The sequence below is a fragment of the Micromonospora inositola genome, assembly GCF_900090285.1.
Lineage (GTDB): Bacteria > Actinomycetota > Actinomycetes > Mycobacteriales > Micromonosporaceae > Micromonospora > Micromonospora inositola.
Genome location: NZ_LT607754.1, coordinates 3,166,666 through 3,189,906, shown reverse-complemented (window position 1 = coordinate 3,189,906; position 23,241 = coordinate 3,166,666). Strand labels below are relative to the sequence as shown.

20 protein-coding genes, 1 tRNA gene and 2 pseudogenes are annotated in these 23,241 nt (G+C 74.3%); 8 read left to right on the top strand and 15 right to left on the bottom strand.

Features of this window, described 5'->3' with window-relative positions:
- Positions 1-24: 24 nt before the first annotated feature.
- From cobA to cobC, 3 genes are all read right to left on the bottom strand, one after another.
- Positions 25-1,347 (bottom strand): uroporphyrinogen-III C-methyltransferase, encoded by a 1,323-nt coding sequence (gene cobA / locus GA0070613_RS15305; RefSeq protein ID WP_089012922.1) that lies wholly within the window; start codon positions 1,345-1,347, stop codon positions 25-27.
- A 76-nt stretch (positions 1,348-1,423) separates the two neighbouring features.
- The gene (gene cobT, locus GA0070613_RS15300; protein WP_089012921.1) at positions 1,424-2,500 is read right to left on the bottom strand and encodes a nicotinate-nucleotide--dimethylbenzimidazole phosphoribosyltransferase; all 1,077 of its coding nucleotides are present in this window, start codon (positions 2,498-2,500) and stop codon (positions 1,424-1,426) included.
- Entirely contained in the window at positions 2,500-3,603 is a 1,104-nt protein-coding gene (gene cobC / locus GA0070613_RS15295; RefSeq protein ID WP_089012920.1) for an Rv2231c family pyridoxal phosphate-dependent protein CobC, read from the bottom strand. Before cobC ends, cobT begins: the two co-directional genes overlap by 1 nt.
- A gap of 133 nt (positions 3,604-3,736) precedes the next feature.
- Here cobC and GA0070613_RS15290 point away from each other — a divergent pair, with 133 nt between their 5' ends.
- Positions 3,737-5,869: a transglycosylase domain-containing protein gene (locus GA0070613_RS15290; protein ID WP_089012919.1), complete on the top strand. Its 2,133-nt coding sequence runs from the start codon at positions 3,737-3,739 to the stop codon at positions 5,867-5,869.
- A 199-nt stretch (positions 5,870-6,068) separates the two neighbouring features.
- Here the strand turns inward: GA0070613_RS15290 and GA0070613_RS15285 are convergent, their stop codons facing one another.
- A complete protein-coding gene (locus tag GA0070613_RS15285) occupies positions 6,069-7,445 on the bottom strand; it encodes a cobyrinate a,c-diamide synthase (protein ID WP_089015962.1) in 1,377 nt (458 codons plus the stop codon).
- Between the two features lie 173 nt (positions 7,446-7,618).
- Between GA0070613_RS15285 and GA0070613_RS15280 the strand changes: the two genes are divergently transcribed.
- On the top strand, positions 7,619-8,443 hold the full coding sequence (locus tag GA0070613_RS15280; protein WP_089012918.1) for an SURF1 family cytochrome oxidase biogenesis protein: 825 nt from the start codon (positions 7,619-7,621) through the stop codon (positions 8,441-8,443).
- A 16-nt stretch (positions 8,444-8,459) separates the two neighbouring features.
- Here the strand turns inward: GA0070613_RS15280 and GA0070613_RS15275 are convergent, their stop codons facing one another.
- The 4 genes from GA0070613_RS15275 to GA0070613_RS15260 all read right to left on the bottom strand — a co-directional run bounded on the left by GA0070613_RS15275 (position 8,460) and on the right by GA0070613_RS15260 (position 12,631).
- On the bottom strand, positions 8,460-10,043 hold the full coding sequence (locus GA0070613_RS15275) for an ATP-dependent DNA ligase (RefSeq protein ID WP_089012917.1): 1,584 nt from the start codon (positions 10,041-10,043) through the stop codon (positions 8,460-8,462).
- Positions 10,044-10,188: 145 nt separating this feature from the next.
- Complete coding sequence (locus tag GA0070613_RS15270) at positions 10,189-10,395, bottom strand: hypothetical protein (protein ID WP_089012916.1); 207 nt, start codon at positions 10,393-10,395, stop codon at positions 10,189-10,191.
- A gap of 78 nt (positions 10,396-10,473) precedes the next feature.
- Complete coding sequence (locus tag GA0070613_RS15265; RefSeq protein WP_172875989.1) at positions 10,474-11,826, bottom strand: dipeptidase; 1,353 nt, start codon at positions 11,824-11,826, stop codon at positions 10,474-10,476.
- Positions 11,827-12,007: 181 nt separating this feature from the next.
- Positions 12,008-12,631, bottom strand: a complete 624-nt coding sequence (locus GA0070613_RS15260) for a uridine kinase family protein (RefSeq protein WP_089015960.1) — start codon at positions 12,629-12,631, stop codon at positions 12,008-12,010.
- Between the two features lie 158 nt (positions 12,632-12,789).
- Here GA0070613_RS15260 and GA0070613_RS15255 point away from each other — a divergent pair.
- Positions 12,790-13,190: pseudogene (locus GA0070613_RS15255) on the top strand (rhodanese-like domain-containing protein).
- Between the two features lie 83 nt (positions 13,191-13,273).
- Here the strand turns inward: GA0070613_RS15255 and GA0070613_RS15250 are convergent.
- The 3 genes from GA0070613_RS15250 to GA0070613_RS15240 all read right to left on the bottom strand — a co-directional run bounded on the left by GA0070613_RS15250 (position 13,274) and on the right by GA0070613_RS15240 (position 16,695).
- Positions 13,274-14,815 (bottom strand): cobyric acid synthase, encoded by a 1,542-nt coding sequence (locus GA0070613_RS15250; RefSeq protein WP_089012915.1) that lies wholly within the window; start codon positions 14,813-14,815, stop codon positions 13,274-13,276.
- Positions 14,812-15,822, bottom strand: a complete 1,011-nt coding sequence (locus tag GA0070613_RS15245) for a cobalamin biosynthesis protein (RefSeq protein WP_089015959.1) — start codon at positions 15,820-15,822, stop codon at positions 14,812-14,814. Before GA0070613_RS15245 ends, GA0070613_RS15250 begins: the two co-directional genes overlap by 4 nt.
- 90 nt (positions 15,823-15,912) lie before the next feature.
- On the bottom strand, positions 15,913-16,695 hold the full coding sequence (locus tag GA0070613_RS15240; RefSeq protein ID WP_089012914.1) for a single-stranded DNA-binding protein: 783 nt from the start codon (positions 16,693-16,695) through the stop codon (positions 15,913-15,915).
- A gap of 346 nt (positions 16,696-17,041) precedes the next feature.
- Between GA0070613_RS15240 and GA0070613_RS15235 the strand changes: the two genes are divergently transcribed.
- Together GA0070613_RS15235 and GA0070613_RS15230 are read left to right on the top strand one after the other, a co-directional pair.
- Positions 17,042-17,476 (top strand): HPF/RaiA family ribosome-associated protein, encoded by a 435-nt coding sequence (locus tag GA0070613_RS15235; RefSeq protein ID WP_089012913.1) that lies wholly within the window; start codon positions 17,042-17,044, stop codon positions 17,474-17,476.
- Between the two features lie 79 nt (positions 17,477-17,555).
- Positions 17,556-18,584, top strand: a complete 1,029-nt coding sequence (locus GA0070613_RS15230; protein ID WP_172875826.1) for an alpha/beta hydrolase — start codon at positions 17,556-17,558, stop codon at positions 18,582-18,584.
- 3 nt (positions 18,585-18,587) lie between these two features.
- On the opposite strand, the gene GA0070613_RS15225 is transcribed toward GA0070613_RS15230, so the two are convergent.
- Positions 18,588-19,313 carry a hypothetical protein gene (locus GA0070613_RS15225; protein WP_089012912.1) on the bottom strand — a complete coding sequence of 242 codons (726 nt, stop codon included), beginning with the start codon at positions 19,311-19,313 and terminating at the stop codon, positions 18,588-18,590.
- 166 nt (positions 19,314-19,479) lie between these two features.
- Here GA0070613_RS15225 and GA0070613_RS15220 point away from each other — a divergent pair.
- A tRNA-Arg gene (locus GA0070613_RS15220) sits at positions 19,480-19,555 on the top strand.
- Between the two features lie 80 nt (positions 19,556-19,635).
- Here the strand turns inward: GA0070613_RS15220 and GA0070613_RS15215 are convergent.
- Positions 19,636-20,007, bottom strand: a complete 372-nt coding sequence (locus tag GA0070613_RS15215) for a tyrosine-type recombinase/integrase (protein WP_197699081.1) — start codon at positions 20,005-20,007, stop codon at positions 19,636-19,638.
- Between the two features lie 178 nt (positions 20,008-20,185).
- Entirely contained in the window at positions 20,186-20,746 is a 561-nt protein-coding gene (locus GA0070613_RS15210) for a hypothetical protein (RefSeq protein WP_089012910.1), read from the bottom strand.
- A gap of 597 nt (positions 20,747-21,343) precedes the next feature.
- On the opposite strand from GA0070613_RS15210, the gene GA0070613_RS15205 reads away from it, so the two are divergent.
- Both GA0070613_RS15205 and GA0070613_RS15200 read left to right on the top strand, forming a co-directional pair.
- Positions 21,344-21,868: a SigE family RNA polymerase sigma factor gene (locus GA0070613_RS15205; protein ID WP_089012909.1), complete on the top strand. Its 525-nt coding sequence runs from the start codon at positions 21,344-21,346 to the stop codon at positions 21,866-21,868.
- Complete coding sequence (locus GA0070613_RS15200) at positions 21,865-23,061, top strand: hypothetical protein (RefSeq protein ID WP_089012908.1); 1,197 nt, start codon at positions 21,865-21,867, stop codon at positions 23,059-23,061. The genes GA0070613_RS15205 and GA0070613_RS15200 overlap by 4 nt, the downstream gene beginning before the upstream one ends.
- A gap of 38 nt (positions 23,062-23,099) precedes the next feature.
- Here the strand turns inward: GA0070613_RS15200 and GA0070613_RS34390 are convergent.
- Positions 23,100-23,201, bottom strand: a pseudogene (locus tag GA0070613_RS34390) (GNAT family N-acetyltransferase); the annotation flags it as partial.
- Positions 23,202-23,241 lie beyond the last annotated feature (40 nt).

Sequence of the window (23,241 nt, the reverse complement as noted above, 5' to 3'; positions counted from 1 at the left end):
CCACCTCGGCGTTGTGGGGGTCGATCAGACGTCGAGCGCGCCCACCACGTCGCCGATCACCACGATGGCGGGCGGGCGGAGGCCCGCGGCGACCACGTCGGCGGCGACCGCTGCCAGCGTGGACCGCAGGCTGCGCTGGGCGCCCGTGGTGCCCTCCTGGACGACGGCGGCGGGCGTGGCCGGGTCCTTGCCGTGCGCGATCAGGGTGGCGGTGATGGCGGGCAGGTTCTTCAGACCCATCAGGACGACCAGGGTGCCGCGCAGGCCGGCGAGCGCCTCCCAGCGCACCAGCGAGGCCGGCGAGTCGGGCGCGACGTGCCCGGAGACGACGGTGAACTCGTGCGCCACGGCCCGGTGGGTGACCGGGACGCCGGCCACCGCCGGCACGGCGATCGCGCTGGTCACCCCGGGCACCACGGTCACCGGTACCCCGGCCTCCGCGCACGCGAGCAGCTCCTCGCCGCCTCGGCCGAAGACGTACGGGTCACCGCCCTTGAGCCGGACCACGAACTTCCCGGCCAGGGCCCGGTCGACCAGGATCCGGTTGATCTCCTCCTGGGCGCGGGACGGGCCGTAGGGGATCTTGGAGGCGTCGACCAGCTCGACGTCGGGGCGCAGCTCGTCGAGGAGCAGCCCGGGCACGAGACGGTCGGCGACCACCACCTCCGCCTCGGTGAGCAGCCGCCACCCCTTCACCGTGATCAGCTCCGGGTCGCCCGGGCCGGCACCCACCAGCGCCACCCGACCCGGGGCGCCCCCGCCCCGCGCCGACTCCGCCGCCCCCGGGCCCCACCCGCCCGAGCCCGGGGCCGCTTCCGGACCGGTCGCGGCCGGCACAGCGTCCGGACTCCCCGTCGGGCCGGCCGTGGTCCCGCCGGCGGATGCCAGGCCGGTACGGACGTTGAGCAGGTCCCGCACGGCGTCCCGGACGGCCATCGCGCGGTGTGGGTCGCCGCCACCGAGCACGGCCACGGTGACCGGGCCGTGCCGGGTCACCGCCGGCGTCCACGCGGTGGCGGCGGCGCGGTCGTCGGCGCGTACGCAGAAGATCCGGCGCTCGGCGGCGGCGGCGCTGACCGCGGCGGCGGCCGCCCGGTCGTCGACGGCGACCTGGACCAGCCACGCGCCGTCCAGGTCGGCCGGGACGAACCGGCGCGGCTCCCAGCGCAGCCGGCCCGCGTCGACGTGGGCGCGCAGCGCCGGGGTCAGCTCCGGCGCGACCAGCAGGACGTCCGCGCCCGCGTCGAGCAGAGCGGGCACCCGCCGGGTGGCCACCGCTCCCCCGCCCACCACGACCACGCGCCGGCCCGCGAGCCGCAGGCCGAGGGGGTACGGGTTGGCGCTCACGCCGCCGCCTCGCTCCGCTCCGCGGCGGCGCGAGGCGCCGCGCCACCGAGCCGGGTGGCTCGCTCGCTCCGCTCGCTCACTTCTCGGCCACTCCCGCGGAGTCGAAGGTGGCCACCTCGTGCAGCACCCGGACCGCGCCGGTGACGACCGGCAGCGCGAGCAGCGCGCCGGTCCCCTCGCCGAGGCGCAGCCCGAGGTCGATCAGCGGATCGAGGCCCAGGTGCCGCAGCGCCGCGGTGGCCCCCGGCTCAGCGGAGCGGTGCCCGGCGACCATCGCCCCGACGGCGTCCGGCGCGAACGCGGCGGCGGCCAGCGCGGCGCTGACCGCGATCACGCCGTCCAGCAGCACCGGGACCCGGCGCGCGGCGGCGCCCAGGATCAGCCCCGCCAGCGCGGCGTGCTCCAGCCCGCCGACCGCGGCCAGCACGCCCAGCGGGTCCGCCGGGTCGGGCGCGTGCCGGTCGAGCGCGCCGCGCACCACGTCGACCTTCCGCCGGTACGTCTCGTCGTCCACCCCGGTCCCGCGACCGGTCGCCGCCGCCGGGTCGACAGCGGCGAAGACGGCGATCAGCGCGGCGGCCGGCGTGGTGTTGCCGATGCCCATGTCCCCGGTCAGCAGGATGCCGGCGCCCCCGTCGATCAGCCCGCCGGCGACCCGGATGCCGGTCTCCACCGCAGCCCGCGCCTCGTCCCGGGTGAGCGCGGCGCCGACCGTCATGTCCCGGGTGCCGGGCCGGACGTTCGCGGCCACCAGCCGGGGCCCGGCCGGGCCGGCGACCGCGGCCGGGTCCATCGGCAGCGGGGTGGCCACGCCGACGTCCACCACGGTCACCGAGGCGGCGGCCTGCCGGGCGAACGCGTTCACCACCGCCCCGCCGGCCAGGAAGTTGCCGATCATCTGGGCGGTGACCTCCTGCGGCCAGGGGGTGACCCCCTGGGCATGCACCCCGTGGTCGCCCGCGAAGATCGCCACCGCGGCCGGCTCCGGCAGCGGCGGCGGGCAGCTCCCGGCCAGCCCGGCGAGGCGTACCGAGAGGGGCTCCAGGGCGCCGAGCGACCCGGCGGGCTTGGTCAGCCGGCCCTGGAGGTCGCGGGCGGCGACCATTGCCGCCTCGTCGAGCGGCCCGATCGCCGCGACGGTGGACTCCAACATCATGCCTCCAGGATCTCCGTCAGTACCTCGGTGAACGCGTCGGTGGTGGCCCGGTCGCGCACCGCGATCCGCAGCCAGTCCGGGCCGAGCCCGGGAAAGCTGTCGCCCCGACGGACCGCCCAGCCGCGCTCGCGCAGCCGTTCGCGGACCCGGTCGGCGCCGGGCCGGTGGATCAGCACGAAGGCGCTGGCCGGCTGGCCCGCGACGCGTACGCCGGGCAGGCCGGACAGGCGGGCCACCAGGTGGTCGCGGTCGGCGGCGAGCCGCGCGGCGATGGCGCGCTCGGCCGCGACCGCGGTCGGCGACGCGCAGGCGGTTGCGGCGGCGAGCGCCGGGGTGGAGACCGCCCAGAGCGGCTGGGCGGCGGCGAGGCGGGCGAGCAGCCCGGCCTCGCCGAGCAGGTAGCCGATCCGCAGGCCGGCCAGTCCCCAGGTCTTGGTCAGGCTGCGCACCACGAGCAGGCCGGGCAGGTCGCGGCGGGCCGCGAGGGACTCCGGCTCGCCGTCGACGCCGGGGGTGAGCGTGGTGTCGGCGAAGGCCTCGTCGACCACCAACACCCGGCCCGGCCGGGCCAGCTCGGCCAGCGCCGCCGCGGGGTGCAGCACCGAGGTGGGATTGGTCGGGTTGCCGATCATGACCAGGTCGGCGTCGGCGGGCACCCGGGCCGGGTCGAGCCGGAAGCCGTCGGCCGGGTCGAGCAGCACCCGTTCGACGGCGTGCCCGGCGGCCCGCAGCGCGGCCTCCGGCTCGGTGAACTGCGGGTGCACCACCACCGGCCAGCGGGCGTCGCGCAGCGCCCGGGCGATCAGCACGAAGGCCTCGGCGGCGCCGGCGGTGAGGAGTACCTCCTCCGGGGGACGCCCGTGCCGGGCGGCGACGGCCGCACGGGCGGGCCCGGGGTCCGGGTACGCGGCCAGGTCGGTCAGCGACGCGACCACCGGGTCGGCCAGCCAGTCCGGCATCGGGGCCCGGCGGACGTTGACCGCGAGGTCGACCAGACCGGGGCTGGCCTCGACGTCGCCGTGGTGGGCGAGGTCCGGCTCGGGTCCGGCCGCCGGGCCCGCCTCTCCGAGGCCGGGCGTCCCGATCAGCTCAGCGTGCATGTCCGCGATCCTGCCGGGAAGCTGCCGTGCGGGACAGCGGATCCCGGCGTGGGCCGCGTCACCACTCCTCCACCCGCTCGCCCGTTTATGAATTCTTCTCACTTCCGAATCGGAAATGTCATAGCTTGACCACGTGAGCAACCGACCCCTTGTCTCCGCTGGTCGTACCCTTCCCCTCCTCCGCGCCGGGCTGATCGCCGGCATCGTGGTCGCCGCCGTGGCGTACCCGTTGGCCGCCGTCACTGGCATCGGCGCCAAGGCCACCGCGCACGCAGTGGAGCAGAAGACGAGCATCCTGAGGACCGCGCTGCCCGCCGAGACGTCGTACCTGTACGCGCCGGACGGCAGGACCGTGCTGACGATGTTCTACGAGGAATACCGGCAGTACACGAAGATCTCGGACATGTCGCCGAACATCCAGCAGGCGATCGTCGCCGCCGAGGACAACCGCTTCTACCAGCACCACGGCGTCGACCCGAAGGGCGTGGCCCGCGCCTTCGTGTCCAATGCCCGCTCCGGCGGCGTCTCCCAGGGCGCCTCCACGCTGACCATGCAGTACGTCCGGATGGCTCTGCGGGACAGCGCCAGCACCCCGAAGGAGGTCCAGGAGGCCACCCAGCAGACCAGCCTGCGCAAAGTCAAGGAAATGCGGATGGCGCTGGACGTGGAGAAAGAGCTGAGCAAGGAGCAGATCCTGGAGCGCTACCTCAACTCGGCCTACTTCGGCCACCGGGCGTACGGGATCTACGCCGCCTCGCAGATCTTCTTCTCCAAGATCCCGGCCACCCTCACCCCGGTCGAGGCGGCCACCCTGGCCGGCCTGGTCAAGTCCCCGTCCGAGTACGACCCGATCACCTCGGACCAGCAGGACGCCACCGGCCGGCGCAACTATGTGCTGGACCGGATGTCCCAGCTCGGCTACCTCTCCCCGGACGCCGCCGCGACGGCGAAGGCCCAGCCGATCCAGCTGAAGCTCACCAATCCGCCCAACGACTGCGCCTCGATCGACAAGAAGTACACCACGTGGGGCTTCTACTGCGACTACCTGAAGAACTGGTGGAGCGGGCAGCCGGCGTTCGGCGTGAACCGGCTGGAACGGATGGACAAACTGCGCCGGGGCGGCTACCGGATCGTGCTGGCCATCGACCCGAAGACCCAGGGGGCGGCCGAGAAGAACGTCGGCGCCAAGGACAGCACCGGCAGCCCGTTCGCCAACGGGATCGTGGTCGCCGAGCCCGGCACCGGTCGGATCAAGGCGATGGCGGTGAACCGCAACTACTCCCTGGACCTCAGCGAGAACGGACCCAACTCCAACCCCGAGGCCGGGCCGAACATCAAGGCGAACTACCCGAACACCGTCGCGCCGCTGCTCGGCGGCGGCAGCCTCGCGGGCTACCAGGCCGGATCGACGTTCAAGATGTTCCCGATGCTGGCCGCACTCAACTCCGGCATGACGCTCTCCACCGCGTACAACTCGCCGTACCGCTACCAGTCGGCCATCTACAACGGGTGGGCCCCGTCCAACGCCAGCGGCGCGATGACCGGCCGGCAGACCATGTGGTCCGGCTTCGGCAAGTCCGTGAACACGTACTTCGTGCAGCTGGAGGAGCACGTGGGCGCGGACAAGGCGGTCCGCCTGGCCGAGCAGCTCGGGCTGCGCTGGCGGACCGACGTGGACCGGGACCACGCGTCCCCGGTCAAGGCGAAAATGTGGGGCGCGTTCACCCTGGGCGTCTCCGACGCCACCCCGCTGGAGATGGCGAACGCGTACGCGGCGGTCGCCGCCGACGGCCGGTACTGCGAGGCCATCCCGGTGAACTCGATCCTGAACCGGGACGGGACGCCGGCCACGTACACCACGCCGGGCGGGGTGCAGCGGGAAATCGCCAAGCCACGCTGCCGGCAGGTGGTCAGCGCGGACGCGGCCCGGGCCGCCACCGACGCCGCCCGCTGCCCGACCGGCGACACCCCGGCGAAGGGCAGCTGCGGCGGCTGGTCGACCGCCGACAGCGTCCGGGGCACGGTGGGCCGCCCGGTGGCCGGCAAGACGGGTACCACAGACAGCACCCGGTCCGCCTGGTTCGTCGGGTACACGCCGGAGCTGGCGGCAGCGAGCTTCATCGCCGATCCGGACAATCCGTTCAACGCCGTGGGTGACGGCCAGTCCCAGATCCCGGTGAACGCGGTCGCCGAGACCCTCCGCGACGCGCTCAAGGGCCAGCCGACCCGCCAGTTCACCCCGCCGTCCGACCAGATCGTCGGCTGACCGCCGCGCCGACCACCCACCACCGGACCGCCCGGGGGTGCGCCCGGGTTAGTTGATCAAGAGGTTTGCGTCCGGATCCCCGCGGTTCCCGACGCAAACCTCTTGATCGACTCTGCGGCGGCGGCCGGCCGGCCGGGTCAGCGGAGGTCGGCGGCCACGACGGTCAGCGCCGGGAAGCGGCGCACGGCCACCTGTCCGATCACGCCGGGGCCTCGGCGGTCGCCGGCTCCACCGCCGCGGCGGCCACCAGCCGGGCGGCGATCTCCGGGTACGCGGCCCAGTGCGGGACGAGCTGCGAGGCGTGCACGACCCGCCAGACGAAGCCCTCCGGCGCGCCGCCGTCCCAGCTCCACGCCGGCCGCTCGCCGGCCCGCGGGGTGAGCACCGCGCTGTGCTGTTTGTGCCCGACCACCACCGTGCCGGCGGCGGCCACCACGCTGTCCGTCGGGGCGGTCGCCTCCCGGTAGCCGATCACCATGCCGTCCCGGCTCGCGCCGATCGCGTCGAGCACCCCGCACATCGGCAGCCCGTCCAGCTCCCGGGCCAGCCAGAGCAGGCCGGCCCCCTCGGCGATCACCGGGCGGCCGGTGCGGGCCAGCTCGGCCACGGCGATGCAGAGCCGACGGTTGGCCGACAGCTCGCCCGCGTACGACTCGGGGAGCCCGCCGCCGACAACCAGCGCGCGGGCGCCGGCCGGCAGGGCCTCGTCACGCAGCGGGTCGAACGTCACCACCTCGGCGCCGGCGGCGCGGAGCAGCTCGGCCGTCTCCGGGTGGCTGTAGCTGCCCCCCGGGCCACCGGCCAGCGCGACCACCGGGCGCGCTCCGCCCGGCGCCCCCACCGCCGGCTCCGGCGACCAGGGGTCGACGGCCAGCGCCGGCGCCGAGCGGGCCAGCGCCAGCAGCCGGTCCAGGTCGACCGTCGCGGCCACCGCCTCGCCGAGCCGGCGCACCGCGCGGACCGCCTCGGCGTCCCGCGCGATCGCGGGGACCAGGCCGTGCCGGCGGGCGGGCAGCACCGGGGGCAACTCGTGCCGGCGCAGCGCACCGTAGACCGGCACGCCGATGTCGTCGAGGGCCCCGCGGAGCATCGCCTCGTGCCGGGGCGAGGCCACCCGGTTGAGGATCACACCACCGAGCCAGAGCTGCTCGTCGTACGCCCGGAAGCCGTGCACGAGGGCGGCCACCGACTGCCCCATCGCGGCCACGTCCACCATCAGCACGACCGGGCTGCGCAGGGCCGCGGCGATCGCTGCGCTGGACTCGGTCTCCGGCCGGCCGGCGACCGAGTCGTAGAGCCCCATGGTGCCCTGCACCACCGCGAGCCCGACCCCCGCGGACCCGTGCGCGAAGAGCGGGGCGATCCGCTCCGGGCCGACCAGCCGGGGGTCAAGGTTGCGCCCCGGGCGGCCGGCGGCCAGCCCCAGGTACGCCGCGTCGACCTGATCCGGCCCGACCTTGAAGCCGGCCACGTCGAGCCCCCGGTCCGCCACGGCGGCGAGCAGCCCGAGGGAGAGGGCGCTGGTGCCGTGCCCGGAGGAGGGCGCGCTCAGCAAGACGCGCGGCACGACGGTCATCATCGACTCCTCGCAGGCGACGGGACGCACGTGGTGGGGGTGGTGCGCGGCCGACCGGTCGCGCGGTCCGCCCGCGTGACCATACCCGGCCGGACCGACGGCTGGCGGCCGCCGACCGGCCGGTTCGGGCCCGCGCAGCTCAGTGGCCCCGCTCATACGGGTAGCCTCGATGCGTGTACCGGTTCCTGCTCACCCCGCGCTGGCTGGGCTGTCTCGCGCTGACCCTGGTCGCCGCCGCGTTGATGGTGTTCCTCGGCAACTGGCAGCTGGACCGCTACCGGGGGCGTACGGCGATCAACGAGCGGATCGACGCCGGCGCGACCATGCCGCCCGCGCCGCTGCGCGACGCGATGGCCGCCCCGACCGGCGGACCCGGCACCGCCGGCCCCGCCCCCGCCGACCGGCTCACCTGGACCCGGGCCACCGCCACCGGCCGGTACGACCCGGCGAACGTCGTCCTGGTCCGCGCCCGGACGGTCGACAACACGGTCGGCTTCGAGGTGCTCACCCCGCTGGTGCTCGCCGACGGCACGGCCGTGCTGGTGGACCGGGGCTGGATCCCGCCGGCCCCCGGCGCCGGCGCCACCACCCAGCCGCAGGTGCCGGCCGCGCCCACCGGCGAGGTGACCGTCACCGGCCGGGTGCTGGCCAGCGAGAGCGGCGCCGGCGCGGTGGACCGGCGCGACGGCAAGCTGGAGACCCGGCGGATCGGCGTCAGCCGGCTCGCCCGGGAACTGCCCTACCCGATCCACGGCGGTTACCTGCTGCTCGACCAGCAGACCCCGGCCGCCGACCCGGCCTTCCAGGCGGTGCCGATCGGGCACACCAACAACTGGCAGAACTTCGGCTACGTGGTGCAGTGGTGGCTCTTCGCCGGCATGAGCCTCGTCGGCTACGGCTGGGTCGCCCGCCGGGAGGCGCGCCGGGAGGCCGGGCTGGACAAGCCCCGCCCGCCGGTGGACCGGGCGGCGGAACCGGCGTCGAGCGCGTCGGCCTGACCCGGCGGGCTCCCGCTCAGCCGGTGACCCGACCGGCGTGGATGGCCAGGACCGCGTCGATGGTGTCCGCCTCGGCCACGGTCTTGTCGTCCCGGTAGCGCACCACGCGGGCGAACCGCAGCGCCATCCCGCCCGGGTAGCGGCTGCTGGTCTGCACCCCGTCGAACGCGATCTCGACGACCTGCTCGGGACGCACCCGGACCACCCAGTCGCCCTTCTCCACCGCCAGGCCGAGGAACCGCTCGGTCTGCCAGCGCAGCAGCTCGTCGGTGAGCCCCTTGAACGTCTTGCCGAGCATCACGAACTCGCCGGTGCGCGGATCCCGGGCCCCCAGGTGCAGGTTGGAGAGCCAGCCCTGCCGCCGCCCGCTCCCCCACTCCACCGCCAGCACCACCAGGTCGAGGGTGTGCCGGGGCTTCACCTTGACCCAGGCCGACCCGCGCCGGCCCGCGTCGTAGGGGGCCGCCGGGTCCTTGACCACCACCCCCTCCTGACCGGCGTCGACCGCCGCGGCGAACGCCTCGCCGGCCTGCTCGGGCCCGTCCACCTCCATCCGGCCGACCAGCAGCGTCGGGTCCACCACGCCGGCCAGCGCGGCCCACCGCTCCCGGCCCGGCAGGTCGATCAGATCCGCGCCGTCGAGGTGCAGCAGGTCGAAGAAGTACGGCGTCAGCACGGTCTCGCCGGTGCTCCCGGCGGCCGCCAGCACGGCCGGGGCGACCGGGCTGGCACCGGTGGTGCTCGGCGTGGCGCGGCGGGCGGCCCGGCTGGAGGTCTGCTGGAACGGCAGCGGGCGGCCGGTGGCGTCCAGCCCGATCGCCTCCCCGTCGAGGACCAGCTCGCGGGCGGGCAGTGCGCGCACCGCGGCGACCACCTCGGGCAGCCGGGAGGTGATCTCGTCCAGGCTGCGGGTGAAGACGGCGATGTCCTGGCCGGACCGGTGCACCTGGATCCGGATGCCGTCCAGCTTGACGTCGACAACCGCCGGGACGCCGGTCGCGGTGAGCGCCTCGTCCACCGAGGGGGCGCTCTGCGCCAGCATCGGGGCCAGCGGGCGGCCGACCTGGAGCCCGAAGCCGGCCAGCGCGGCCGCGCCGCCGGAGAGCGCGGCCACCGCGACGGCCCGCAGGTCACCGGCGAGCAGCAGCGCCCGGCGGACGGCGGCCACGGGCACCTCGGCGGCCCGGGCGACCGCGTCGGCGAGCAGCCCGGCCTGGGCGCCCTGCCGCAGCTCGCCGCTGAACAGGCCGCGAAGCATCCGCTGCTCATCGCCGGTGGCCGCGGCGAAGAGCCGGCCGACCAGCTCCCGGCGACGGGCCTGCGAACCGGCGCCACGGACCGCGGCGATCTCGTCGATCGCCGCGTCGACCCCGGCCACGGTCAACGTGGGTTCGGCGGCCGGCGGCGGCAGGTCGCGCAGGCTGGCCCACCCCACACCGGTCTGCCGTTGGCGCAGCTCGCCGGCGAGATAGCCGGAACCGGCCGGCACCTCGGGCGGGTCGAGCGCCCGGAGCGCGGCGGCGAGCAGCTCCACCTTGGCCCGCCGGCCGCTAGTGGCGCCCACCGCGGCGGAGGTGGCCGCCAGGTCGAGGAATCGCACGGCCCTCATCCTGCCAGTCACCACCGACACGGCGGGGCATCACGACCGTGCGACGGGTCCCGCGCGCCGCCCGGTACGGCGGTCGGCCCGGACCGCGCCCCACCGGCAGGTCCACCCGGCGGAGCCGGACGGAGGCCGGTCCCGGTCAGGCCGAGACCGGCTCCTCGATCCGCAGACCGCGGCCGCGGACCTCTTCCGCGACCCGGGTGAGCAGCGTGTCGAGTGCGACCAGCGCGGCGGAGAGCTCGCCGAGCTGATCCTTGAGCGTGTCCTCGGGCCACGCGGAGACGTCGACGTCCCCCAGAGCACTCACGGCGGCCTGGAGCCGCGCCATCTCGTCGTTCGTACGCATGTTCGAAAGGCTATAACACCCCTGCGTCCGACACACCCCAAACTCCGACATCGGCCCCGAAGTTACGGTTCCAGGCGCTCAACTCCGGTTCGTGGCCGCCTCGGCGACGTTGGCCAACAGCAGCGCCTCGGCCAGGCAGACCCGGGCGAACTCGCCCAGGTGCAGGCTCTCGTTCGGCCCGTGCGCCCGGGAGAACGGGTCCTCCACGCCGGTCACCAGGATCGCCGCCCGCGGGAACATCTCCTGGAAGGTGGCGATGAACGGGATCGAGCCGCCGACGCCCATGTCGATCGGGTCGGTGCCGTCCCAGGCGACCCGGAAGGCCGAGCGGGCGGCGTCGAACATCGGCCCGGTGGCGTCGATGACGCAGGGGTCGCCGTCGTGCTCGAAGGTCACCGTCACCTGCGCGCCCCACGGCGCGTGCTCCTCCAGGTGGGCGCGGAGCGCCGCGTACGCCTTCTTCGGGTCGTCGCCCGGCGCCAGCCGCACGCTCAGCTTGGCCTTGGCGGCCGGGACCAGCGCGTTCGGCGCCTCCCCGGTGGCCGGGGCGTCGATGCCGAGCACCGCGAGGGCCGGCTTGGTCCAGAGCCGGTCGGTGATCCGCCCGGTGCCGATGAGCTCGACCCCGGTGCCGAGGCCGGCCTCGGCGCGGAACCGGTCCTCCGGGTAGTCGACGCTGGCGCCCTCCCGACCGACCAGCCCCTCGACGGCCACGTCCCCGGCGTCGTCGTGCAGGGTGGCGAGCAACTTCGCCAGCGTGGTGAGGGCATCCGGCACCGCGCCGCCGAACATGCCGCTGTGCACCGCGTGATCGAGGGTGCGGACCTCGACGAAGCAGTTGACGATGCCGCGCAGCGAGGTGGTCAGCGCCGGCACGCCGATGTCCCAGTTGCCGGAGTCGGCGATCACGATGACGTCCGAGGCGATCTCCTCGCGGTGCTCCTCCAGCAACTGCTCCAGCGAGTCGGAGCCGAACTCCTCCTCGCCCTCGATGAAGAGGACCACGCCGACCGGGAGGCGGTCGCCGAACGCGCGCAGCGCGGCGACGTGCGCCATGATGCCGGCCTTGTCGTCGGCGGCGCCGCGACCGTAGAGGCGGCCGTCCCGCTCGACCGGCTCGAACGGGTCGGACTCCCACAGCGAGCGGTCGCCGACCGGCTGGACGTCGTGGTGGGCGTAGAGCAGCACGGTGGGCGCGCCGGGCGGGGCCGCCTTCCTCCCGATCACCGCAGGCTGACCGCCGCGACGCACGATCTTGACATCGAGGTCGCAGCCGCGCAGCAGCTCGGCCACCGCCTCGGCAGATCGCTCCACGTGCGAGTGGTCGAAGCCCTCGAAGGCGATACCCGGGATGTGGACGAGACGTTCGAGGTCGGCACGGACTCCGGGCAGTTCACGCTCGACGGCGGCCCGCACCTCGGACTCGGACATGATCGGTGTGGTCATGACCGGCATGGTATGCCGGCCTTACCCGGCGGCACCCCCCGAGCCCGCTCCACCCGGTCCCCCACCGCCCGCGCGGTCAGCGCGGTTTCCCCAAGAGGTGGCCTTCGGGCGCGACGAGGCCGCACTTTCCCGGAGTTTGTGCGGATCTTGGGCCGGGCCGGCCCGGTCAGGGGCGACGGACGTAGTAGCGGTCGGCGTCGTGCGGGAGAGCGGGCGCGCCGTCGACCACCAGGTCGACCGCGGCCTCGGTGCCGTCGGCCGCGAAGTGCGCCCGCTCGCCGGCGTGCCAGCGGCGCAACTCGGGCAGGATCTCCGGCCCGTCCCGGGTGAGCGCGCGGGACTGCCGCAGCGGTGACGGAGCGGTGACGAAGACCGACAGGGTCAGCTCCGGCCGGGCCGCCGCGCGCGCCACGCTCACCCCCTCCACCACCAGCACCGGCCCGACCGGCACCGGCACCTGCCGGGGCAGGAAGCAGCGCCGCACCCAGCTGTACCGCCGGTACGCGCCGGGCCGCCCGTCCCGCAGCGGCGCGAGCACCCGCTCCTCCAGCCGCGGCCAGAAGGTGAGCTGGTCGTCCCAGCCGTCCAGCAGGTCGTCGGTTCGCACCACCGGTGGTCGGCCGCCGCCGGGCAGCGCGGCGAGGGCGTCCGCGAGCCGCGTCGCAAAGACGGTCTTCCCCGCGCCGCTCGGCCCGTCGACGGCCACCATCCGGGTACGCCCCAACCGCGCCGGCCGGGCGAGCACCCGCCGGGCCAGCTCGGCGTACGCCTCGACCACCGCCACCGTCACCGTCACCCGCCCGACGCTAGCGCGGTGGCCAGGAACGTTGGCAGGGTCGGTCGACGTTGGGAAAGTCCCCCGTCCGCTGGATCCTGCGGCTCGGCGGGGCCGTTCTCCGGGCGGAGCGGCGACGCCGCCGGCATGATCGGGAGGTGCTCCATGACGTGATGAGTCCGGGCGTCGACGCCCTGCTGGAACAGGCCCGGGCCGGGCTTCACCGGCTGACCCCGCACGAGACCGTCGAGGCGGTCCGCGCGGGCTCGCTGCTGGTCGACACGCGTACCGAGGTGCAGCGTCGCGAGCAGGGCGAACTGCCCGGGGCATCGTGATCGACCGGACGGTGCTGGAGTGGCGGCTCGACCCGGCGAGCATCTGGCGGATTCCCGAGGCCACCGGCTACGACCGGGAGATCGTGGTGGTTTGCCGCGAGGGCTTCAGCTCCAGCCTCGCCGCGGCCAGCCTTCAGGCCCTCGGCCTGCGCCGGGCCACGGACATGATCGGTGGCGTACAGGCGTGGCGGGAGGCGGGACTGCCGATGTCCGACCGCCTCGCCGACGTCCGCTACTGACCGTCGGCCCACACCCTCCGGCTGGCTGCGGTGCCAGGCCGTCCGGAACCGCGGTCCGGGTCGCCGGGGGCGAGAGTGGGTGGTCAGGCGGGTGGGGCGCCCGGCGGGATGACGGGGAGGCCGGCGGGCGGGCCGGACTCGATCAGGCGCCGGAGGGCGGCCGTGTCCAGGTGCTCCTCGACGAGGTCGCCGAGCAGGTCCAGGGTCCGTTCCCGGGCGGCGGCGAACGCGGTGTCCGGGGCGACCCGGAAGCCGGTCCGCCCGGCGAGCCGGGCCGCCTCGGTGAGGAACCGGCGGCGGAACCCGTCGGACTCGAAGGCCCCGTGCCAGTGGGTGCCGTGCACCGCGCCGAGGAGTGCGCCCTCGCCGCTGCCGTCGGCGTGCCGGAGCAGCGGGGGCAGGGCCGGCGTGGTGGTGGAGACGTACCCGTGGTGGATCTCGTAGCCACGGACCGGGACGCCGCCGGCGGCGGTGCCGGTGGACTGGCGGACGGTCTTGCGCGGGTCGAAGGTGACCTCGATGGGCAGCAGGCCCAGCCCGGGGATGCTGCCCTGGCGGCTTTCCACCGGATCGTGGATGGCCCGGGCGAGCATCTGGAAGCCGCCGCAGATGCCGAGCAGCGGCTTGCCGGCGGCGACGTGCGCAAGCACCGCGTCGGCCAGCCCGGTCTCGCGCAGCCAGGCCAGGTCGGCCACGGTGGACTTGGAGCCGGGGAGCACGACCAGGTCGGCTGCGGCCAGCTCGGCGGGCTCGACGGTCAGCCGGACCCGGACGCCGGGCTCGGTGGCGAGCGCCTCGACGTCGGTGGCGTTGCTGATCCGGGGCAGCCGGACCACGGCGACGTCCAGCCAGTCGGTGCCGTACGGGGCACCCGGGCGACCGAGCACCCGGCCGTAGGCGAGCGAGTCCTCGGCGTCCAGCCAGAGGTCCAGCTCCCAGGGGAGCACCCCGTACGTCGGCCGGCCGGTGACCTGGTGCAGCATGTCCAACCCGGGCTGGAGCAGTCCGAGGTCGCCGCGGAACTTGTTGATCACGAAGCCGGCGATCAGTGCCTGGTCGGCCGGGTCGAGCAGGGCGACCGTGCCGAACATCGAGGCGAAGACGCCACCCCGGTCGATGTCGCCGACCACGATCGTGGGCAGCCCGGCGTGCCGGGCGAGCCCCATGTTGACGTAGTCGCCGGCTCGCAGGTTGATCTCCGCCGGGCTGCCGGCTCCCTCGCAGATCACCACGTCGTACGCCGCCCGCAGCTCGGCGAGAGCGGCGAAGGCGGTCCCGGCGAGCCGCGGACGCAGTTCGCGGTAGTTGCCGGCGGTGACCGTGTCGACGGCCTCGCCGAGCAGCACCACCTGGCTGGCGTGGTCGCTGCCGGGCTTGAGCAGCACCGGGTTGAAGCGCAGGTCCGGGGCCAGCCCGCAGGCGGCCGCCTGCATCGCCTGGGCGCGGCCGATCTCGCCGCCGCGCCCGTCCGGGCCGACCACCACCGCCGAGTTGTTGGACATGTTCTGCGCCTTGAACGGCGCGACCTTTACGCCCTGCCGGTGCAGCCATCGACAGATGCCGGCGGTGAGCACGCTCTTGCCGGCGTCCGAGGTGGTCCCGGCGACCAACAGTCCGCCGCTCACCGCCCGCTCCCCCGTGCCGGGCGCAGCGCCCGCAACCCATGCCGGCCGACGGCGGACACCAGTCGCCCCACCGTGAGCGGATACACCGCCGCGATCCCGAGGGCGGCCAGCCCGACCGCGCCGGAGATCCGGGCGGCCCGCTTGAGGTGCCGCGCCTCGGGACGGGGGCCGTCGCCGAGGTACGGGCGCACCTCGGACCGACCGAAGTAGACGTTGCGCCCGCCCAGCCGGACGCCGAGCGCGCCGGCCATGGCCGCCTCGCACTGGCCGGCGTTCGGGCTCGGATGGTCGTTGCGGTCCCGCCGCCAGACGTGCCAGGCCCGGCCACGGTCGCCGTGCGCGGTCGGCGCGACGGCGATGGTGAGCAGCCCGGTCAGCCGGGCGGGTACCAGGTTCAGCAGGTCGTCCAGGCGGGCGGCCGGGGTGCCGAACCGGGCGTAGCGGGGCGAGCGGTGCCCCACCATGGCGTCGAGCGTGTTCGCCGCGCGGTAGCCGAGCAGGCCGGGCAGCCCGGCGACCGCGCCCCAGACCAGCGGCGCGACGACCGCGTCGGAGGTGTTCTCGGCGACCGATTCGACGGTGGCCCGGGCCAGTTCCGGCTCGTCCAGCGCGGACGGGTCCCGACCGCAGAGGTGGCCGAGCCGGCGGCGGGCGGCGGGCAGGTCGCCCCGCCGCAACGCCCGGCCCATCACCCGCGACTCGTGCCGTAGGGTGCGGCCGCCCAGGACGGTCCAGGTGCCGGCGGCCACCAGCGCCGCCCGGGCCACCGGGTGCCGCCGGGTGGCGAGGGTGGCGGCGACGCCGAGCAGCACCGGGGCGCCCACGGCCAGCGTGGTGAGGGCCGCCCCGGCCGCCCGGTCCGGCCGGTAGAGTCGCTGCTCCAGCGCGCCGGCCGCCCGGCCGAAGCCGGCCACCGGGTGCCAGCGGCGGGGGTCGCCGAGGAGCGAGTCCAGGGCGTAGCCCACCACCAGCCCTGCCGAGTTCGCCGTCGCGGTCGCCTGCCGCACCCGCACCACCTCCGGCCGGCCAGCCTAGTCGTACGGCGGGGTGACCACTCTCGCGTCGCCACCCCGCTCCCCCGTGTACGACTCCAGGGTTCAGGCGGGCACCGGCGTCCGCCCCCGGCCCCGCCGGCTCCGACCGGTCGGGGTGACGCCGGTGGCGCTGTCGTCCACGACCGGGTCCAGCTCGTCGGGGGTCCCGGCGTCACCGGGATCGGCGGCCAGCTCGTCGCCGTCCTCGTCCTCGTCCTCGTCGTCGTCACCGGCGCCGTCGGCCCGGTCGGCGAAGGGGCGGGTCACCGCGCCGAACTCGCCGCCCGACGGACCGTCGAGGTCCGGGTCGGGCAGGTCGTGCGCGGCCTGCGGGGCGGTGAACTCGGGCAGCTCGAACTCGTCGTCGGACGGCCGGTCGTCGAGCGAGGCGGGCACCTGCGCGGGCGGCACCGGCTCGGTGGCCTCGCCGTGCACCCGGCGCTCCGCCTCCGCGTCCTCGACCGTGCTGGTGGTCATGCCGGGCCGGTTGCGCAGGAACCGGCACCGGCCGCGGGACAGGTCGTGCCCGACCGCGACGGCCTCCAGCTCGTAGAGGGTGCGGTGGTTGCCGGCGTCGTCGGTCCAGTCGCGGGTGTAGAGGCGGCCGACGACGACCACCGGGTCGCCGACCATCACCGAGGCGGCCACCCCCTCGGCCAGCTTCCGCCAGCAGTTGACCCGGACCCGCAGGCTGTTCCCGTCGACCCAGCGGCCGCTGTCCCGGTCGAGCCGGCGGGCGGTCGAGGCGACCTTGAAGTTGGCCACCAGGGTGTTGCTCTGGGTGGTGCGGCGCCACTCGGGCGCGGTCAGCACGTTGCCGACGATGGTGACGTACGTATCGAACATCGTCCCTCCAGGGGGAGATTCGGGCTTGCCGTGTCGAGTCGACTCGACGCCGAGCCTCGGCCACCGGACGCGCCACCGGCACCCCGACCGGCGCGGCCTGTGGACGACGCGGCCGGCTGTGGACAACGGCCTGATCAAGGTCCGGTCTGCTAGGGCCGACCGGCCCTGGGGCGCCGACCTGGGCCGCAGCATGATCGGAATCACCGGACGGGCCGCCGGGGGCGGGGCGGTTCCGGACGGAGGCCGACTCGGTATGGATTTGATCAACCGAGAGAAAGGCCAGCGAGATGATCCTCTGCTCACTCCGTACGACCGGTTCCGTCCGCGCCGAGGGTGAGGTCCGGCGATGAGCGCCGTGGCGAACCCCGCGACCGTGGCCGGGTGCCTGCGCGTCGGCGCCGGGTTCTCCCAGGGGGACCGGAACTGGATCGCCGAGCAGTTCGCGACCCTGGACGCCCGGCTGGCCGGGTTCCACGCCGACGCCACCGAGCTGGAGGTGTCGGTCAAGGACCGCGAGGCCCGGGGGCAGAAGGTCACGCTGGAGTGCTGGGTCGCCGGCCGGCAGAAGATCGTCACCACCTCCAGCGAGGAGGACCTGCACGCCGCGCTCAACGACGTCCGCGACGACCTGCGCCGGCGGCTCAACGACGCCAAGACCCGACAGGAGCCCCGGCACAACAAGCACCTGCGGGACAACGGCCGGCCCGACACCGACCAGGCCGGGGAGCGGGACGAGCTGCCCGCCGCCGACCCGGCCCGGGCCGACGCGGAGACCGTCTGAGGCCGACCCCGCCCCGTCCGCCCGGCGCGGACGGGGCGGGGGCTACCGCCGGGTAGCTTCGCGGCGTACCGTCACGGTCGTGGAACCGGACGTGCTGGGACCGCCGTACGAGCGGCAGACGATCGACCTGGGCACCGACGACGAGGGAGCGGTCGTCGCGACCCTGGTCCGCCGCCGGGCCGACCGCCCGACCGGGCGGGCGGTGCTGTACGTGCATGGCTTCGTCGACTACTTCTTCCAGACCCACGTCGCCGACTTCTTCGCCGAGCGCGGCTGGGACTTCTACGCCCTCGACCTGCGGAAGTACGGTCGCAGCCTGCTGTCGCACCAGACCCCGAACTTCTGCCACGACCTGAGCGAGTACTTCCCCGAACTGGACGCCGCCGCGAAGATCATCCGCGCCGACGAGGGGCACGAAACCCTGCTCGCCATGGGCCACTCCACCGGCGGACTGATCATCTCGCTCTGGGCGCACGCCCGCCGCGAGGCCGGCCTGGTCGACGGCCTCTTTCTGAACAGCCCGTTCTTCGACATCAACGCGCCCTGGCTGGTCCGTCGACCCCTCGCGGCCGCCGTCTCCCGGCTGGGCCGCCGGGCGCCGCACCGCGTCCTCCCCTTCGGGCTCGGCACCGTGTACGGCGAGAGCCTGCACGCCGACCACCGGGGTGAGTGGCGCTACGACCTGGCCTGGAAGCCGCTCGCCGGGTTCCCTGTCCGAGCCGGGTGGATCAACGCCATCCGTACCGCTCAGCGCCAGCTACGCGCCGGGCTGGACATCCCGGTGCCGGTGCTGCTGGCCTGCTCGACCCGGAGCTTCCGGGGCAACAAGTGGCACGACTCGGCCACCCTCGCCGACGCCGTGCTCGACGTGGAGCACATGGTCCGCTGGGCGCCCCGGCTCGGCCGGCACGTCACCCTCGCTCGCTTCGACGGCGGGCTGCACGACCTGACGCTCTCCAGCCCCGCCGTACGGGAACAGGTCTTCACCGAGGCCGGGCGGTGGGCGGAGGCCTTCCTCGGCGCCGGCCCCACCGAGCCGGCGCCGGCCGGGCCGCCGGCGGCCCGGCGGCCGGCCGACGACCGGGCCGGCGCGACCGCCGAAGGCTGACCCTCAGTCCTCCCCCGGCGTCGCCGCCGCGAGCGCCGCCCGGATCCGGTCGAAGGTCGCGATCCGGTGGCCGCCGCCCTCGGGGGGCAGCACCAGACCCAGACAGTGCACCGCGAGGTCACCGCCCGCGGTGGCCTCGACGCCGAAGACCGGCGCGCCCACGTGCCCGTCGGGCAGCTCCGTGGTGACGCGGATGTCGTCACCGTCGCGGACCAGCCGCTCGATCACCGCCTCCAACGGCCGTGACCCGTCCGCGGCGACGCCGAGCGCGAGCACGAACGCCGACCCGGGTTCCGTCGGGATCCGGGCGACGGCGTCCGCGGACGCGGCCGCCTCGTCGGTCACCGGCTGCGTCCGCCACCGCCAGCCCTCGCCCTCGGCGTGCTCATGCAGGCCCTCGGTGGGCATCGCGGCGGCCCCGACCGCCGGCGGGTGGATCCACCGCGCGGCGAAATCCGACAGGACGATCCCGTCGGACGCCGCGCCCGGCGGTTCGGTCACGCTCGGCCGCAGACCGATCTCCCCGTACGGCGCGCGGGTGACCGCGTCCGCGGTCAACAGGTACTCGCGCACCGCCTGCCCGCCGCCCTCCTGGAAAAAGAACGCCGTGCCGAAGCCGCGGCCGGCGCCACCGGGCACGTCGAGCTGCCCGACGGGCAGGATGGCGCGGCCGAGGAGCTTGCACAGCTCGGAGGCGATGTCGTTCTCGGTTTCCGGGTCGAGCAGCACGACGCCGAGGGTACGGACATGGGCACCCGCCCGTCTGCCGACCCGGGTAACCCGGGTGCCGCCGAGGGGCGTGCCGTGCGACGCTGATCGGCGACGCGGCCGCGACCACCCGTTCCCCCGCGCACCCGGGACGCGGCGGTACCCTCTTGGCGCGACACCCACGCGCGCGCCCGTAGCTCAGCGGATAGAGCAGGGGACTTCTAATCCCAAGGCCGCAGGTTCGAATCCTGCCGGGCGCACCACCGTCACCGCAGCTCAGCGGCTTCCCGCACCCGGTTCGGACGATCACCACGGCCCCCGTACAGCCATTCGTACAGCCAAGTCACCCGAAGAGGTGCTTCGCGGCCTCGTCCACGGCGGCCCGCTCGATATCCGGCAGGACGTGGGCGTACGTGTTCATCGTCAACCCGATCTGGCTGTGCCCGAGCACCTTCATCACCGTTCGTGGCGACGCTCCTGAGACGAGCAGGAACGTGGCGCAGGCATGACGCAGGTCGTGCAGGCGCAGCCAGTCGAGGTCGGCCGCAGCCCGGATCTTGTGCCAGGTCCGGTCGATGTGGTCCGGGTCCCTCGGCGTCCCGACCTTGGACGGGAAGACCAGGCCGCGATCCTGCCACCGCTCCCCCGCCGCCAGTCGGTCCGCGGTTTGCTGCCGGCGATGGGCGCGGAAGAGTGCGAGGGTCTGCGCCGACACGGGCACCGAAGACCTCGGGGCTCCGCCCCGAACCCCGACCCTCCTCAGAGATGCCGCCGCGGATCACCTCGCCGGGCACCACAAGGGCTACCAGCCTCCCGGGACGGTCTACGACTGCCCGACGAGGAGATCCGCTTCAGCGCTTGGCATTGTTCTGTTACGCGTCAGCCCGCCGTGGCTATGCGTGGGCCTCGCACATGCTCTGAGCATCGCGCTCCCAGTCGCTTCCTACGAGAGCGACGGGGTAGGTGACCTCTCTGACTTGCTTGTCATCGGTCTCAACCGAAAGCCGTAGCGACAAAGGCTCTGGCTGGAATGCGATCGAGCACTCGAACCGCAGCTCAACCAGGAGCTGACCGGTGCCGCCAGGGGGTAACAGCCGGGGTTGCCCCGTGCTGCGTACCACGACGTCCGGCCTCTCTGCTTGAACCCGCCGAACCGTGATCGGCGCGGGGCCGGCATTGATCAACATCAACTGCCCGGACAGTTGGACCGATCCCTGGGCGGACGAGCCTCCGAAGTCGGCCGATTGAGGTAAGGCCACGAGTGCGACCAGAGCGTTCCGCTCCCGCTGATCCCGCGAGTCTCGCAGCTCGCTGACACCGAAACCGCCAAGCACAACGCCGACCACGAACGCAGCGACGAGCCGCAGGGTCATCTTCCGTCTGGCCATGAGGCGGTCAGAAGTGATGGTACCCGACTCCGCCGGCTGGTGATTGCGCTCGTCCAGGTCGATCACTGCATGCTCCGCGACATGCGCGTCAGCCTAGGGTCTCTCCCCACCGGCGCGCCGCCCGGCCGTACAGCCATCCGTACAGCCAAGGCCATCCGCAGACGCCGACCAAGCCCGACAACGACGGACAGGCTGACCAGGCGTGCGAAGCCGGGACCAGCCACCCCTGATCTTCTTCTAGTCCCAAGGCCGCAGGTTCGAATCCTGCCGGGCGCACCACGCCACGCACACATTGCCGCTTGGCGAGGAAGCGAGCGGCGGGCACGCCGCAGCCGCAGCCGAGGTCGAGGACCGCTGCTGAGGCCAGTGGGCGCCGGTGCAGGTCGGCGAGCCAGGGCGCGTACTGGCCATCGTCGGCATCGTCTGCGCGGTAGTGGTGCGGGACAGCGTCGTACCCTCATCGGACCAGGTCACGCTCGTCGTTGCTGCCCATCCTGGCGAGGCTACGAGTCCCGGTACCGGTTGCCGATCCGTTTCCGCGCGGAACTCTCGTCCACAGCCAGTAGCCTCCGCCACCCCATCGCCATGCAACCTTTCGCGACTCGGCTCCGACAAGAAGACGACCAGAGGACAACGTCCACACGGCTTGACGTAGGGAGCAGGATGCGGCCCGACCTCGAACGGGAGTACATCGAGTACGTGACGGCGCGGTTGCCCCGCCTGCATCGCACGGCGTACCTGCTCTGCGCCGACACATTTCAGGCGGACGACATCGTCCAGACGACGCTCACGGCGCTCTACGTGAACTGGAAGCGAGCCGCCGCCGCGGACAACCTCGACGGGTACGTGCACCGGATCATGGTGCGGCGCTACCTCGACGAACGGCGGCGACCGTGGTCGAAGGTGCTGCTCGGCGACCGTCTCCCGGAACTGTCCGCACCCGCCGACCACCGTGTCGAGGAGCGAGACGCGTTGATGACGGCACTGCGGTCGTTGCCCAGGGGCCAGCGGGCCGTCGTGGTGCTGCGCTTCTTTGGTGACCTGTCGATCGAGGCGACCGCGGAAGCCCTCGGATGCTCGGCGGGCAACGTCAAGAGCCAGTGCTCGCGGGGTCTTGCCACCCTGCGCGAAGCGCTTGACGCACGGTATCCGGTCACGACCGCACAGGGAGCGAGGGACCAGTCATGAACGAGGAACAGGAACTGCGGGACCGGCTGGCGGCGGTCGACGTGCCGCCGAGCCGCATCGAGATGGACGCCCTGGTCCGCGCCGGGCGCCGGCGCGCCTTTCGCCGCCGCTCGGTACAGGCGACCGGGGGCGTGGCGCTGGCCACAGCCATGCTGCTGGCGGTGCCATCGATCCTGACCACGGCGGAGGCGCAGCCGACGGGGCGGACGGATGCGGGCCCGGCCAGCGCCTCGGAGGAGGCGACCGCCTCGGCCGGCCCGGCCGCCCCGTGCCGGATGACGGAACTGCCCGTACCGTCCGGGATGAAGGGTGCCACGGCCGTCGCGGTGGATCCGACCGGCAGGTACGTCGTCGGAAACAGCCTCGTCGGGCAGGATTTCCGGCCGATCCTGTGGACCGACGGGCAGCCGCAGGCGTTGCCGGTGCCCGGCAAGTCGGTCCAGGTGACCGCGGCCAACGCCAGCGGCGTCGTGGTCGGCCTCGTGGAGGACACCAAGCAGGAGTACGTCTTCCGCTACGAGAATGGCGCGTACACGAGGCTGCGCACACCGCCGGGGAGCTGGCACCCCTACCCGACCCCGGCGATCAACGCGGCCGGCGACGTCATCATCAACGTGGAGCCGCGCGGCAACTCGGGAGGCAAGGACAGCATCGTCCTGCTCTGGAAGGCAGGCTCGACGAGCGCGGTCAAGCTGCCGCTGCCCGCCGGCGCCAACGCCTACGACATCACCGACGACGGCACGATCGTCGGCGCGATGTACAAGGACGGCGTCGCCACCGCGGCGTACGCCTGGGACCGGCGGGGCAACGGCCGGAAGCTGGAGTTGCCGAGCGGTGAGACCGGCGCCGCCTACGCGGCACAGGGCGAATGGGCGACGGGCGGCAGGTGGCCGTCCAGGTCCACCGCGCTGTGGAACATCCGGACCGGCGAGGTGACCGACCTGGGGACGCAGGGAGCAGAAGCGACCACATCGGGGACGCAGGGACCGGGAGAGGCGGTCAACGCCTCCGGCTGGGTCGTCGCCCATGGCTCGGTGCTGCTGCGTGACGGTGTCGCTGTCGAGCTTGCCGTGCCCAGCGGACAGACCAGCCGCGCGGCGGGTGTGTCCGACAGTGGGGTGGTCGTGGGGCAGGCGGTGACCGATGGCGGCAACGACAACCAGAACCTCGGGCCGCGCGTGTGGCGTTGCTGACCCGACCGTGAGAACGAGCGGCCGGTGGCGAACAACCGTCACCGGCCGCACCGCTTCTCGAAAAGCTCGTTCGGGGTGTGGTAGTACTTCGTCGTGCGGCCCAGGTGGGTCATGCCGAGCCGCCGGCAGACGGCGGATGCGCGCCCAGGAAGCGCGCGACCTCCCAGCGGCCGCAGGTTC

What these genes read in the sequence shown, in the direction of transcription:
- cobT (WP_089012921.1), bottom strand. Translation starts at nt 2,500, where the DNA reads ATGTTGGAGTCCACCGTCGCGGCGATCGGGCCGCTCGACGAGGCGGCA.
- GA0070613_RS15205 (WP_089012909.1), top strand. Translation starts at nt 21,344, where the DNA reads ATGCGGCCCGACCTCGAACGGGAGTACATCGAGTACGTGACGGCGCGG.
- GA0070613_RS15240 (WP_089012914.1), bottom strand. Translation starts at nt 16,695, where the DNA reads ATGTTCGATACGTACGTCACCATCGTCGGCAACGTGCTGACCGCGCCC.
- GA0070613_RS15265 (WP_172875989.1), bottom strand. Translation starts at nt 11,826, where the DNA reads ATGTCCGAGTCCGAGGTGCGGGCCGCCGTCGAGCGTGAACTGCCCGGA.
- GA0070613_RS15235 (WP_089012913.1), top strand. Translation starts at nt 17,042, where the DNA reads ATGAGCGCCGTGGCGAACCCCGCGACCGTGGCCGGGTGCCTGCGCGTC.
- cobC (WP_089012920.1), bottom strand. Translation starts at nt 3,603, where the DNA reads ATGCACGCTGAGCTGATCGGGACGCCCGGCCTCGGAGAGGCGGGCCCG.
- GA0070613_RS15200 (WP_089012908.1), top strand. Translation starts at nt 21,865, where the DNA reads ATGAACGAGGAACAGGAACTGCGGGACCGGCTGGCGGCGGTCGACGTG.
- GA0070613_RS15285 (WP_089015962.1), bottom strand. Translation starts at nt 7,445, where the DNA reads ATGACCGTCGTGCCGCGCGTCTTGCTGAGCGCGCCCTCCTCCGGGCAC.
- GA0070613_RS15270 (WP_089012916.1), bottom strand. Translation starts at nt 10,395, where the DNA reads ATGCGTACGAACGACGAGATGGCGCGGCTCCAGGCCGCCGTGAGTGCT.